The organism is Methanobacterium sp., assembly GCA_016222945.1.
GTDB lineage: Archaea > Methanobacteriota > Methanobacteria > Methanobacteriales > Methanobacteriaceae > Methanobacterium_D.
The window spans coordinates 197,056-208,782 of sequence record JACRPY010000006.1; the positions used below are offsets into that span (position 1 = coordinate 197,056).

The 11,727-nt window shown below is 35.0% G+C and carries 17 protein-coding genes and 2 tRNA genes; all 19 read left to right on the forward strand.

Annotated features, from left to right (window positions below):
* The first annotated feature begins 26 nt into the window (after window positions 1-26).
* The 19 genes from HZC47_10050 to HZC47_10140 all read left to right on the forward strand — a co-directional run bounded on the left by HZC47_10050 (window position 27) and on the right by HZC47_10140 (window position 11,654).
* Complete coding sequence (locus tag HZC47_10050) at window positions 27-989, forward strand: RNA-guided pseudouridylation complex pseudouridine synthase subunit Cbf5 (GenBank protein ID MBI5681226.1); 963 nt, start codon at window positions 27-29, stop codon at window positions 987-989.
* Between the two features lie 165 nt (window positions 990-1,154).
* Window positions 1,155-1,239 (forward strand) — tRNA-Ser (locus HZC47_10055).
* Between the two features lie 193 nt (window positions 1,240-1,432).
* A complete protein-coding gene (locus HZC47_10060) occupies window positions 1,433-1,888 on the forward strand; it encodes a 30S ribosomal protein S13 (protein ID MBI5681227.1) in 456 nt (151 codons plus the stop codon).
* A gap of 33 nt (window positions 1,889-1,921) precedes the next feature.
* On the forward strand, window positions 1,922-2,452 hold the full coding sequence (locus tag HZC47_10065; protein MBI5681228.1) for a 30S ribosomal protein S4: 531 nt from the start codon (window positions 1,922-1,924) through the stop codon (window positions 2,450-2,452).
* 14 nt (window positions 2,453-2,466) lie between these two features.
* On the forward strand, window positions 2,467-2,859 hold the full coding sequence (locus HZC47_10070; protein ID MBI5681229.1) for a 30S ribosomal protein S11: 393 nt from the start codon (window positions 2,467-2,469) through the stop codon (window positions 2,857-2,859).
* Window position 2,860: 1 nt separating this feature from the next.
* Window positions 2,861-3,664 (forward strand): DNA-directed RNA polymerase subunit D, encoded by an 804-nt coding sequence (locus HZC47_10075; GenBank protein ID MBI5681230.1) that lies wholly within the window; start codon window positions 2,861-2,863, stop codon window positions 3,662-3,664.
* Complete coding sequence (locus HZC47_10080; GenBank protein MBI5681231.1) at window positions 3,661-4,020, forward strand: 50S ribosomal protein L18e; 360 nt, start codon at window positions 3,661-3,663, stop codon at window positions 4,018-4,020. Before HZC47_10075 ends, HZC47_10080 begins: the two co-directional genes overlap by 4 nt.
* Window positions 4,021-4,035: 15 nt before the next feature.
* Entirely contained in the window at window positions 4,036-4,464 is a 429-nt protein-coding gene (locus tag HZC47_10085; protein MBI5681232.1) for a 50S ribosomal protein L13, read from the forward strand.
* 8 nt (window positions 4,465-4,472) lie between these two features.
* On the forward strand, window positions 4,473-4,874 hold the full coding sequence (locus tag HZC47_10090) for a 30S ribosomal protein S9 (protein MBI5681233.1): 402 nt from the start codon (window positions 4,473-4,475) through the stop codon (window positions 4,872-4,874).
* A gap of 207 nt (window positions 4,875-5,081) precedes the next feature.
* Window positions 5,082-5,249, forward strand: a complete 168-nt coding sequence (locus HZC47_10095; protein MBI5681234.1) for a DNA-directed RNA polymerase subunit N — start codon at window positions 5,082-5,084, stop codon at window positions 5,247-5,249.
* A tRNA-Gln gene (locus tag HZC47_10100) sits at window positions 5,250-5,403 on the forward strand.
* Between the two features lie 84 nt (window positions 5,404-5,487).
* On the forward strand, window positions 5,488-5,661 hold the full coding sequence (locus HZC47_10105) for a DNA-directed RNA polymerase subunit K (protein ID MBI5681235.1): 174 nt from the start codon (window positions 5,488-5,490) through the stop codon (window positions 5,659-5,661).
* Between the two features lie 29 nt (window positions 5,662-5,690).
* Window positions 5,691-6,929: a phosphopyruvate hydratase gene (gene eno / locus HZC47_10110; protein MBI5681236.1), complete on the forward strand. Its 1,239-nt coding sequence runs from the start codon at window positions 5,691-5,693 to the stop codon at window positions 6,927-6,929.
* 37 nt (window positions 6,930-6,966) lie between these two features.
* Window positions 6,967-7,158, forward strand: a complete 192-nt coding sequence (locus tag HZC47_10115; protein MBI5681237.1) for a 4Fe-4S binding protein — start codon at window positions 6,967-6,969, stop codon at window positions 7,156-7,158.
* A gap of 123 nt (window positions 7,159-7,281) precedes the next feature.
* Window positions 7,282-7,878, forward strand: coding sequence for a 30S ribosomal protein S2 (locus HZC47_10120; protein ID MBI5681238.1), 597 nt, complete (start codon window positions 7,282-7,284; stop codon window positions 7,876-7,878).
* 22 nt (window positions 7,879-7,900) lie between these two features.
* Window positions 7,901-8,740 carry an MEMO1 family protein gene (locus HZC47_10125; GenBank protein ID MBI5681239.1) on the forward strand — a complete coding sequence of 280 codons (840 nt, stop codon included), beginning with the start codon at window positions 7,901-7,903 and terminating at the stop codon, window positions 8,738-8,740.
* Between the two features lie 67 nt (window positions 8,741-8,807).
* Window positions 8,808-9,773 carry a mevalonate kinase gene (gene mvk / locus HZC47_10130; GenBank protein MBI5681240.1) on the forward strand — a complete coding sequence of 322 codons (966 nt, stop codon included), beginning with the start codon at window positions 8,808-8,810 and terminating at the stop codon, window positions 9,771-9,773.
* A gap of 14 nt (window positions 9,774-9,787) precedes the next feature.
* Window positions 9,788-10,591 carry an isopentenyl phosphate kinase family protein gene (locus HZC47_10135; GenBank protein ID MBI5681241.1) on the forward strand — a complete coding sequence of 268 codons (804 nt, stop codon included), beginning with the start codon at window positions 9,788-9,790 and terminating at the stop codon, window positions 10,589-10,591.
* 1 nt (window position 10,592) lies between these two features.
* Window positions 10,593-11,654 carry a type 2 isopentenyl-diphosphate Delta-isomerase gene (locus tag HZC47_10140; GenBank protein ID MBI5681242.1) on the forward strand — a complete coding sequence of 354 codons (1,062 nt, stop codon included), beginning with the start codon at window positions 10,593-10,595 and terminating at the stop codon, window positions 11,652-11,654.
* Window positions 11,655-11,727 lie beyond the last annotated feature (73 nt).

Here is an 11,727-nt window from a genome sequence, read left to right on the forward strand (position 1 = left end):
CAATTTCAACGTTTAAGGGTTATTTAATGGTAGATTTACTTATAAAAGCTGAAGGTGAAACTGATCCAAACTATGGGAACTTTCCATATGAAAGACCAATAGAGGATCATATAAAAAGAGGGATAATTAATCTCGATAAACCTTCAGGCCCCACATCCCATGAAATAGACTCATGGGTAAAAAGAATTTTGGGTGTAGAAAAAACTGGTCACGGAGGTACTTTAGACCCTCGAGTCACAGGAGTTTTACCTATAGGTATGGATTATTCTACAAGAGTTATTCAACTTTTATTAGGTGCAGATAAAGAATATGTATGTCTTATGAGGCTGCATGAGGAAATATCTGAAAGCAAAATAAAAAATATATTAAATGAATTCCAAGGAAAGATTTTTCAGACACCACCACTTAAATCTGCTGTTAAAAGAGAATTAAGAGTTCGGAAGATACACTATGCAAATATCCTTGAAATTGATGGTCAGGATGTTCTATTTAAAATAGGGTGTGAAGGTGGGACTTATATACGAAAGTACTGCCATGATATTGGTGAAGCACTGGGAATAGGTGCACACATGGCAGAACTAAGAAGAACAGTTTCTGGACCGTTTAAAGAGGATGATACTCTAAAAACTCTTCAAGATGTAACTGATGCTTATCATATCTGGAAGGAGGAGGATGATGAATCATTCCTTAGAGAAGCAATACTTCCAGTGGAGAAAGCTGTTGAAAATCTTCCAAAAATTGTTATAAGAGACTCTGCAGTGGATGCTATTTGTCATGGTGCAGACCTTGCATCTGGCGGAATTATAAGTATTGAAGATAATATTAAGAAAGGAGACACTGTTGCGGTGATGACGCTAAAAGGTGAGCTGATTGCAGCAGGTGAAAGTCTAAAAACATCTGAAGAAATATACAGAGCAAGTAAAGGCATAATGATAGATATAAATAAAGTTTTCATGGAACCGGATACATATCCTAAGATGTGGAAGTAAAAAAACTACTCTTTCAAAATAACTTCCAATCATTGGATTGATTTGAACATGTAAATAACAATTAGGCATGTGATCTGTTACCATAAGCTTTTAAATGTTTAAGAACATACATTTTGTGTCTAGCATTTGTGCTTGATAATCATAATATAAAATAATTAATCAGATGCCGGGATAGTCTAGCCAGGTAAGGCGCAAGACTGGAAATCTTGTGGAGCTTTGCTCCGCCTGGGTTCAAATCCCAGTCCCGGCGCTCAAAAATTCAGAGAATTTTTGGCGCCCCGAAAATTCTGTTTTCGAGGGCGCTTGAAGCAGGTTTATATTTGTATTCACGCGTCCAAAACACTGAACACAAAAATACTTGCTTAATATGCACAAATAAATCAATCGCACAAATTTAATAAAAATAGAATGTAAAGGCATTTGCTCTTACTGGAGGTTAAAAAATGGAAGAAGATTTTAAACACATGGTTCGTATTGCCAGAAAGGATATAGATGGTAATAAAACCATTGAAAATGCTCTTGCTGGAGTAAAAGGTGTAGGAAAAGCATTATCAAGAGCAATAGGTATTTCTATGGATCTTGATTTAAACCAAAAAATTGGATATTTACCTGATGAGGAAGTAAACAAAATCGAGGAAGCTATAAGAGATCCTAAATCACATGATGTCCCTGACTGGATGTTAAACAGACGTAATGATTATGAAACAGGTGAAACAGTCCACTTAATAGAATCTGATCTCATGATGATGTTGAGAGACGATTTAAACAGATTAAAAAAGACTAGAAGTTACAAAGGAAGAAGACATGAAGTTGGACTCCCAGTTAGAGGTCAAAGGACAAAATCCACTTTCAGAAAAGGATCATCTGTTGGTGTTAGAAGGAGAAGAGGACGACAATAATTTATTTAATATAATGCGGAAGGAGATATTAATATGGGACATCCAAGAAAAGCAAGAAAAAAATATGATACACCCCCTCATCCATGGAATGCTGATAGAATAAAAGAAGAGAACAAACTTCTTCAAAAATATGGTTTAAGAAACAAAAAAGAAGTTTGGAAAGCAGAAACCATGGTTAAAAGATACAGAAGAGATGCAAGACATCTTTTAGGGATGGAAACTGAGCAGACAATTAAAGAAAGACAAGATTTGGTAAACCACCTTGTAAGGCTCGGTATTTTAGGGGAAGAATCAAAACTGGAAGATGTATTGGACTTAACTGTTGAAGATATTTTAAGAAGAAGATTACAAACCATGGTACACAAAAAAGGACTTGCAACCACTGCAAAGGGAGCAAGACAATTTGTTATACATGGACACATAGCTTTAAATGAAAAGAAACTGGATTCACCAAGCTATATGGTAAAAAGAGGCGAAGAAGAATTAATAGGATTTTACCAATCTTCATCAGTAGAAAAACAATACAAAGCAAGAACCGAAGGTAAAGGCACTGAAGAGGCCTAATAAAAGGTGATAAAATGGCAGAAAAAGAAAAATGGGGTGTAGCTAACATATATTCCTCATTTAACAACACAATCATAACCATAACTGATGTAACTGGTGCAGAAACCATTTCGCAGTGGTCTGGTGGAAAAGTTGTAAGGGCAGATAGACAGGAGTCATCCCCATTTGCAGCTATGGAAGCTGCTTCAAGAGCAGCAGACGATGTAAAAGAAAAAGGAATAATTGGGCTGCACATAAAAGTGAGAGCACCTGGTGGAAATGGACCAAGAACTCCAGGACCTGGTGCACAAGCTACAATAAGGGCTCTTGCAAGAGCAGGCATTAGAATAGGAAAAATAGAAGATGTAACTCCAATTCCTCACGATGGTACTGGAAGACCTGGAGGTAAGAGGGGAAGAAGGGTCTAAAATGGAGATAGACATTAAAGAAAAGAACGATAATCAACTTACATTCATAGTTGATGGTGTAGATATATCCTTTATTAATGCAATAAGGAGAATATGCACTGTTGAAGTTCCAACAATGGCCATAGAAACTGTTTCAATAATTAGAAACGATTCAGCATTATTCGATGAAGTATTAGCTCAAAGATTAGGATTAGTACCTCTTGAAACAGATACTGAAGCGTTTATACCTGTATCAGAATGTGACTGTGAAAACAATAATTGCCCACTATGTAGTGTATCTCTTGTTTTAAAAGAAAAAGGACCGAAAGTGGTTTATTCTGGAGATTTAACTTCAACTCATGAAGCTATAAAACCAGTATATGACACAATACCTCTCTTAAAACTTAAAGAAGGGGAAGAAGTAGAGCTTGAAGCTACAGCAAATCTGGGAAAAGGAGTAGAACACGCAAAATGGCAGCCTACAACAACATGCGCCTATAAATATTATTCATTAATCACAATAGATGAAAAGTGTGAAGCATGCAAAAAATGTGTAGATGAATGTCCAAGGAACGTGTTAGACTATGATGAGAAAGCAAATGAAATCATCATAATTGATTCTGAAAACTGTTCCATGTGCAAAACTTGCATGAGAGAATGTGAACAGAATGTAATTCATGTCGATGCTCAAGAAGGTAAATTCATATTTAAAATTGAAACAGACGGGTCATTATCTCCTGAAGATGTTTTACGGGATGCATGTGATATATTAAGCGAGAAATCGGAGAAAATTGTAGCATTTTGTAAAGGAGGATCTAAGAAATGAAACTTACAAAAACAAATCCTAAACTTATCGAACTTATAGGGACTCTTAAAAAGAAGTCCTATCAAGAAGACGTTGCAATATGGAAGGATGTTGCAAAAAGACTTGAAAGATCAAATAGAAGATATGCAGAGGTAAACATATCACAAATTAACAGACATTCATCTCCAGATGAGACAGTTCTGGTTCCAGGAAAAATCCTTGGAAGCGGTGAACTTAATCATAAGGTTGATGTTGTAGCTCTTGGATTTTCAAAAAAAGCTGAAGAAAAGATAGCTGCTGCAGGTGGAGAATGTTTAAATTTCTCAGGAATACTCGATAAAAATCCAAAAGGAAGCAAAATAAGGATAATTGAGTAAAAAGAAGGTGTATTTATGATTATAGATGGAGAAGGACTCATATTAGGAAGACTTGCAAGTAGCGTAAGTAAAAAGCTTCTTAATGGTGAGGAAGTAATAGTTTTAAATGCCGAAAAAGTTATACTCTCCGGTACAAAGGAGTGGGCATACGCAAGATACAAACAAAGACTTGATAGGGCAAGTATATCAAATCCAAGGAAAATGGGGCCAAAGTACCCTAGAAGACCTGATGATATCTTTAGAAGAACAGTAAGGGGAATGATACCTTACAGAAAAACAACAGGAAGAGAAGCTTTCAAAGGTTTAAAAGTTTATGTGGGAATACCACAAGAATTTGAAGGTGTTGAACTCTCAAAAGTACCTGAAGCTGAGCCAAGAAACATTAAAAAGAGCATAGAGCTTGGAAAACTATCCAAATTATTGGGTGCAAAGTTTGAAGTATAGGTGAGATAATGAAAAAAGTAATTCACACAAGCGGAAAAAGGAAAACTGCAATTGCAAGAGGCAGGTTCCGAGAAGGAAAAGGAAGAATCAGAATAAATAAACGTCCAGTAGAACTTTATGACCCTGAACTTGCAAGACTTAAAATAACAGAACCCATTATACTCGCTGGAGATATCGCCAACAAATTAGACATAGATGTCCATGTTGTTGGTGGGGGCGTAATGGGACAAGCTGAAGCAGCTCGTATGGTCATAGCCAAAGGTATCATCCAATGGACAAGTGACATGGATTTAAAAGAAAAATTCACACAGTACGATAGAACTATGCTTGTAGGAGATCCAAGAAGATCAGAACCTAAGAAGTATGGTGGAAGAGGCGCTAGAGCCAGAAGGCAAAAGAGTTACAGATAACCTAAATATTTTAAATCTTCTTGCAAAACAACCTTTAAATTATATGAAACGCAAGAAGATACTTTCAAATCCTCAAAAATCTATGATTTTTGTGGCCGAGGAAAAAGAGCTTACAAACTCAAAGCGTTTGTGCTCTAAAATCCATAGGATTTTGAGAGGGTTTCTAAAATTTTAAAAAAATGGTTTAAAAAATTAAGATGGTTTAACATGATTCCTGTAAGATGTATAAGTTGTGGAAAAGTTGTATCTGCCTATTTTGATGAATTTACAAAAAGGGTAGCAGATGGGGAAAATCCCAAGGAAGTCCTTGATGATCTTGGACTTACAAAATATTGTTGTAGAAGAATGTTGATCACTCATGTTGAAGTATGGTGAGGGGCTGTAGGGTAGCTTGGTCCATCCTCCCAGCCATTGAGTGAAATATCAATGTTTTTTAATAAAATCTTATAATATTAGGTGTTTTTTCAACTGGATCGGGGATGGTCACACCGGAACGCTGGAGACCCGAGTTCAAATCTCGGCAGCCCCATCTTTATCGATAAAAGGTGTTAGAATACATTAGTATGATAAAACTTAAGATTCAAATTTTGGATCTTTAAAAGGAGAAGATTTTATGCCATCTAAAAAATTAACAAGGTTTGAAAAAGCAAGACTTATTGGTGCAAGAGCTCTTCAACTATCAACAGGAGCAAAACCTATGATAGAAGTTGATGAGCCATTAGATCCGATTGATATTGCAACTTTAGAACTTAAAAAAGGTTTAATTCCTCTTGATATTAAAAAATAACCATTATTTTTTCCAAGAGAGGTGTTTTTGTGGATAGTATTATTGAAGACGTCCGTGTAAGAAAAATTTTAGATAGTAGGGGAAACCCTACAGTAGAAGTAGATGTTGTAACCTGGAAAGGTTTTGGAAGAGCTGCGGCACCAAGTGGTGCAAGCACCGGAATACGTGAAGTTACAGCATTCCCAGAAGGAGGCGTTGATAAAATAATAAGTGAAGTTGAAGATATAATTTCATCTGAGCTTATTGGTATGGACGCTGAAGACTTAACTGATATAGACATGGTTTTAAAAGAAATAGATGGCACTCCCACTCTATCTTCATTAGGTGGTAACACCATAGTCGCTGTTTCTATGGCAACGGCAAAAGCTGCTGCAGCATCATATAACATGCCATTATATAAATTCCTTGGAGGAAATATGAAAAATGAAATTCCATATCCTCTAGGAAACATGATAAATGGCGGAGCACACGCAGGTGAAAATGCGCCTGACATTCAGGAGTTTTTAATTATTCCTGTAGGTGCCGAAGACATTACAGAAGCTGTTTTTGCTAATTCTAAAGTTCACAAGAAAATTGGTGAATTAATAAAAGCCAAAGATAAAACTTTCACTGGTGGAAAAGGAGACGAAGGTGGATGGGCACCTAACTTAACTAATGAAGAAGCTCTTTTCATTCAATCAAAGGCATGTGAAGAAATAGGCGATGAGATGGGTATTGAAATAAAACCTTGTCTTGATATGGCTGCAAGTGAAATGTGGAACGGCTCAAAATATGTTTACCAAAGGGAAGGCATTGAAAGAGACATTGGAGAGCAGATAGATTTCGTTGCAGAAATAATTGACACTTACAAAATGTTCTATGTAGAAGATCCCATTCAAGAAAGTGATTTTGATGGATTTGCAGAACTTACACGGAAAACTGGAGATAAATGTCTTATATGTGGTGACGATTTGTTTGTTACAAATGCAGAGATTCTTCAAGAGGGGATTAGTTTAGGTGCTGCAAACTCAATTATAATAAAGCCTAATCAAATAGGAACTTTAACTGACACCTATGAAACTGTTAAACTTGCAAAAGCTAATGGATATGTCCCAGTTGTCTCACATAGATCTGGTGAAACAACAGACGATACAATAGCTCATTTAGCAGTAGGATACTCAAGTCCAATAATTAAGACTGGTGCATTAGGCGGAGAGAGAATCGCTAAATTAAATGAACTTATAAGAATTGAAGAGGAAATGGTAAATCCAAAAATGGGAGATATATGAATATAAAACTTAAAAATTGAAATCAGGTGATATTAAAATGGTTAAAATAACAATTGATTACGAAAAATGCGATGGTACAGACTGTGCAGAATGTGTGGATGTATGTCCAATGGAAGTTCTTATAATTGAAGGAGACAAGATTGTAATCCAAAATAAAGAAGAATGCAGCTTATGTGAAGTATGCATGGATGTATGTCCAACTGAAGCAGTAGAAGTTGAGGATGACTAAATTCTCATTAAATCTCAAAAAACCGGTTGAAATACTGGAAAAAAACCACTATATTTTAAAAAACTAATAAAACTACTTAAAAAACAATTAAATTTTAAAATTATTAATATTGAGGTGATTAATTTGTCAGAACTTTTAATACCGCTAGACAAGTACTTAGCAGCAGGTTTACACATTGGAACTCAACAAAAAACTAAAGACATGGAACGTTACATATACAGAGTAAGAGCAGATGGCCTATATGTTTTAGATGTAAGAACAACAAACGACAGAATTAAATCAGCAGGAAAATTCCTTGCAAAATTCGATGCAGACGATATACTGGTCGTATCAACAAGACAGTATGGACAGGCTCCTGTTAAGAAATTTGGACAAATAACTGGTGCAAAAACAATACCTGGAAGGTTCATACCAGGAACATTAACCAATCCAAATTATGGTAAATTCATAGAACCAAAAGTACTTGTAGTTACAGACCCAAGATCTGATTTACAAGCTATTATTGAAGCAAAACAGATAGGAATACCTGTTGTTGCATTATGTGACACAGAAAACTTACTTGGAAATGTGGACATAGTATTGCCTGTAAATAACAAGGGTAGAAAAGCTATAGCACTTGTTTACTGGTTACTTGCAAGGCAAATTTCAAGGGAAAAAGGAATAATAGGCGAAGATGAAGACCTCGAAATCCAGCCAGCTGATTTCGAGCTAAAAATGTAAAAATGGAAGAGGCAGTGATTTAATGATAAGAAAACCTGCAGTTGCAGGAATTTTTTATGAAGAAAATCATGATTCTTTAAAAAAACAGATTGAATGGTGTTTTGAACATAGATTAGGCCCTGGAAAAATCCCTTCAGTTGGAACTAAACGAGAAATAAAAGGATTGATGGTGCCACATGCAGGTTACATTTATTCAGGACCTGTAGCAGCACATTCTTACTGTAAACTCGCGGAAGATGGATTTCCAGAAACATTTGTAATATTGAGCCCCAATCATAATGGATTGGGATCAGCCATATCCACAATGATTGAAGGTGAATGGGAAACACCACTTGGAAATGTAGAAATAGATACAGAATTTGCAAGAGAATTAGTGGAAGATGCAGGAATCATTGATTCTGATATATCCGCCCATATCCAGGAACATAGCCTGGAAGTTCAAATCCCTTTTTTACAGTATTTCAGCGAAGATTTCAAAATAGTACCTATAAGCATGTGGATGCAGGACATTGAAACATCCTATGACGTAGGTAAATCCATTAAAAATGTAGCAGAAACACTTCAAAAGGATATAGTAGTGATTGCAAGCTCAGATATGACTCATTACCAGCCACAAAACATTGCAAATCAAAATGACAGTTACGTGCTGGATGCAATCAAAGCTATGGATGAAAAGCTCATGATTAAAAGAATAATGGAACGAAATATCACTATGTGTGGTTATGGCCCTGTAGCATCAACTATTATAGCTTCAAAAGAACTTGGAGCGAGGGAATCTCAAATACTAAAATATGCAACAAGTGGAGATATAACTGGAGATTTAAGTGCAGTTGTTGGATATGCATCAGCTATGTTCTGGTAAACTAATTAATCTAAAAAATTAACATTAAATCTTTATTTAGAAATTACTATAATTAAATGGTGAATTCATGCAAGTAATAGCATCTGCACCTGCAAAGGCAATTCTTTTTGGAGAACATGCCGTAGTTTATGGCAAACCTGCTATTGCAATGGCTTTAAATAAAAAGGCCCATGTAAAAGTTTCAGATAACTCAAATAATAAAATTTATGTAAATGTGGATAAATTAAAATTATCAGGTTATCTTGATTTTAAAAATAATAATATACTTTCAGATTCACCAAAAAAAGGCATTTTAAAATATATATTAGCATCAATTAAAAAAGTGCATGATGGTTCGGGATTAGATATATATATTGATTTAGATATTCCTATAGGTGGAGGGCTCGGTTCTTCAGCAGCAGTAACTGTTGCAACTATTGCAGCAGTATCTAAATATAATAATATGGATTTAAAGAAAGAAGAAATAGCTAAATATTCTCATGAGGTTGAATTAGAAATTCAAAAAGCAGCAAGCCCTCTGGATACCACTGTAAGTACGTATGGTGGCTTAATTTATCTTGAAAAAGATGCTAAAGATATTGTACAATTAAATGTCAATCAAGATATCCCTGTTGTTATAGGATACACAAATTCAAGAGGAAACACAGGAAAACTTATTGAAGCAGTGCGAATAAGAAAAAATAGCTATCCAGAAATTATTAATCCAGTAATAGATTCAATTGAAACTGTAACTTTAAATGCAAAGGATGCTATCATTACTAATGATAAAAAGAGAATTGGAGAACTAATGAACATAAACCATGGACTTCTGGATGCTCTGGGTGTAAATACCAAAGAACTTTCAAATATGGTATATAATGCGCGAAATGCAGGAGCAATCGGCTCAAAAATTACAGGAGCTGGAGGAGGAGGCAGTATAATTGCATACTGCCCAGAAGGATTAGAAAAAGTAATATCTGTATTTAAAGAAACAGATAGGGCTTTAAAAGCAGATATATCCAAAGAAGGAGTCAAAGTAACAGTTTCAGAATAAGAGGTTGATTATAATTGATTATCCTTAAACTTGGCGGAAGTATAATAACAAAAAAAGAGGCAAAGGAGCCTACTATTGATTATGAAAATTTAAATAGAATTGCAAGGGAAATAGCAAGCTCATCAATTGATAAACTGATAATTGTGCATGGTGCCGGTTCATTTGGACATATATATGCTAAAGAATATGAAATTGGTGCTGAAATTCAAGATGAAGAAGATTTCAAACAAAAAAAGATGGGATTTTCTATTACCCAAAGCTGGGTTAAAAAATTAAACACCATCGTATGTGATAGTTTAAGAGAAAACGGAGTTTTAACAGTATCAATTCAACCATCATCATTTATTATAACTAAAAATAAGAGAATACACCACTGTAATCTGGATTTAATTAATAAATATTTAGATATGGGATTTGTTCCAGTTATTTATGGAGATGTAGTCCCTGATCTGGATGAATCCATTAAAATATGTGTTTTATCTGGAGATCAGATAATAAAATATTTAGGAGAAAATTTAAAACCTGAAAGAGTTATTTTAGGTTCAGATGTTGATGGGATATACAATAAAAACCCAAAAAAGCATGAAGATGCTAAACTAATGAAGATAGTCACATCCTGTGATGATTTAGCCACAGAAGGTTCATTAAATGTTGATGTTACAGGTGGGATGAAAGGAAAGCTAATGGAATTAATAGAACTTGCAGAAATTGGAGTTGAATCCGAGATTTTAAATGCAGGTCGAAATGGCCTAATAAAAAAAGCGTTGAATCACGAAAAAGGAATAGGAACAATAGTTAAAAAAGAAAAGGAAGTATAACATGACTTCGGACAGAAAATTGGAGCATTTATTATTATGTGCCAACTGTGATGTTGAATACAGGGAAAAGACTACTGGATTTGAGGACATAGAACTCATCCACAAAGCTATTCCTGAACTAAATAAAGAAAAAATAGATATAAGTGCAGAAATTTTTGGAAAAAAAATGGATGCACCATTAATTATATCTGCAATAACTGGAGGCCATCCTGCATCATTATCCATTAATAGAGATCTTGCAAAAGCAGCTGATAATCAAAATATTGGGATGGGAGTTGGAAGTCAGCGTGCAGCAGTGGAAAATCCGGAATTAATCCCAACTTATAGTGTTGTAAGGGAAAATGCTCCTTCAGCAGTTATAATAGGAAATATAGGTGCACCACAGATTGAATATGCAAAAGCAGCAGCAGAAATGATAGATGCAGATGCACTGGCAATCCATTTAAATCCATTACAAGAATCTATCCAGCCAGAAGGAGATATAGATGCGCGTGGATACATTGAATCAATTAAAAAAACTGTAGAAATAGTTGACATGCCTGTTATAGCAAAAGAAACAGGTGCAGGTATTTCCAAAACAGATGCAATAGCTCTTCAAGAAGCAGGAGTAGCAGCAATTGATGTTGCAGGCTCTGGAGGCACAAGCTGGGCTGCTGTAGAAACATACAGAGCTAAAGATGAATATCTCGGAAATTTATACTGGAATTGGGGAATTCCAACTGCAGCAAGTACAGTTGAAGTATGTGAATCAGTTGAAGTTCCTGTTATATCCTCTGGAGGTATAAGAACTGGACTTGAAGCAGCTAAAGCCATAGCATTAGGTGCCGAAGTTGTAGGAATGGCATTGCCTCTACTTAAAGATGCTTACATAAGCCAAGAAACAATTATTAAAAGAATAGAACAATTTAAAGAGTCTCTTAAAGTAGCAATGTTTCTTGTTGGTGCAAATAACATCAAAGAACTAAGAAAATGTGACCTCGTGATAAGAGGTAAAACAGGCGAATGGCTTAGAGAAAGAGGATTTAATACTAAAAAATATGCACAAAGAAGCTTTAAAAAATGATTTAAAGGTTTTTAGTGCTTAAATTTTCATAATAATATAATTAACTTAGAATTAGGGATATTTTTAATCAACC

What these genes read in the sequence shown, in the direction of transcription:
- HZC47_10140 (MBI5681242.1), top strand. Translation starts at nt 10,593, where the DNA reads ATGACTTCGGACAGAAAATTGGAGCATTTATTATTATGTGCCAACTGT.
- HZC47_10085 (MBI5681232.1), top strand. Translation starts at nt 4,036, where the DNA reads ATGATTATAGATGGAGAAGGACTCATATTAGGAAGACTTGCAAGTAGC.
- HZC47_10065 (MBI5681228.1), top strand. Translation starts at nt 1,922, where the DNA reads ATGGGACATCCAAGAAAAGCAAGAAAAAAATATGATACACCCCCTCAT.
- HZC47_10125 (MBI5681239.1), top strand. Translation starts at nt 7,901, where the DNA reads ATGATAAGAAAACCTGCAGTTGCAGGAATTTTTTATGAAGAAAATCAT.
- HZC47_10050 (MBI5681226.1), top strand. Translation starts at nt 27, where the DNA reads ATGGTAGATTTACTTATAAAAGCTGAAGGTGAAACTGATCCAAACTAT.
- HZC47_10115 (MBI5681237.1), top strand. Translation starts at nt 6,967, where the DNA reads ATGGTTAAAATAACAATTGATTACGAAAAATGCGATGGTACAGACTGT.
- HZC47_10060 (MBI5681227.1), top strand. Translation starts at nt 1,433, where the DNA reads ATGGAAGAAGATTTTAAACACATGGTTCGTATTGCCAGAAAGGATATA.
- HZC47_10090 (MBI5681233.1), top strand. Translation starts at nt 4,473, where the DNA reads ATGAAAAAAGTAATTCACACAAGCGGAAAAAGGAAAACTGCAATTGCA.
- HZC47_10075 (MBI5681230.1), top strand. Translation starts at nt 2,861, where the DNA reads ATGGAGATAGACATTAAAGAAAAGAACGATAATCAACTTACATTCATA.
- mvk (MBI5681240.1), top strand. Translation starts at nt 8,808, where the DNA reads ATGCAAGTAATAGCATCTGCACCTGCAAAGGCAATTCTTTTTGGAGAA.
- HZC47_10105 (MBI5681235.1), top strand. Translation starts at nt 5,488, where the DNA reads ATGCCATCTAAAAAATTAACAAGGTTTGAAAAAGCAAGACTTATTGGT.
- HZC47_10070 (MBI5681229.1), top strand. Translation starts at nt 2,467, where the DNA reads ATGGCAGAAAAAGAAAAATGGGGTGTAGCTAACATATATTCCTCATTT.
- HZC47_10095 (MBI5681234.1), top strand. Translation starts at nt 5,082, where the DNA reads ATGATTCCTGTAAGATGTATAAGTTGTGGAAAAGTTGTATCTGCCTAT.
- HZC47_10080 (MBI5681231.1), top strand. Translation starts at nt 3,661, where the DNA reads ATGAAACTTACAAAAACAAATCCTAAACTTATCGAACTTATAGGGACT.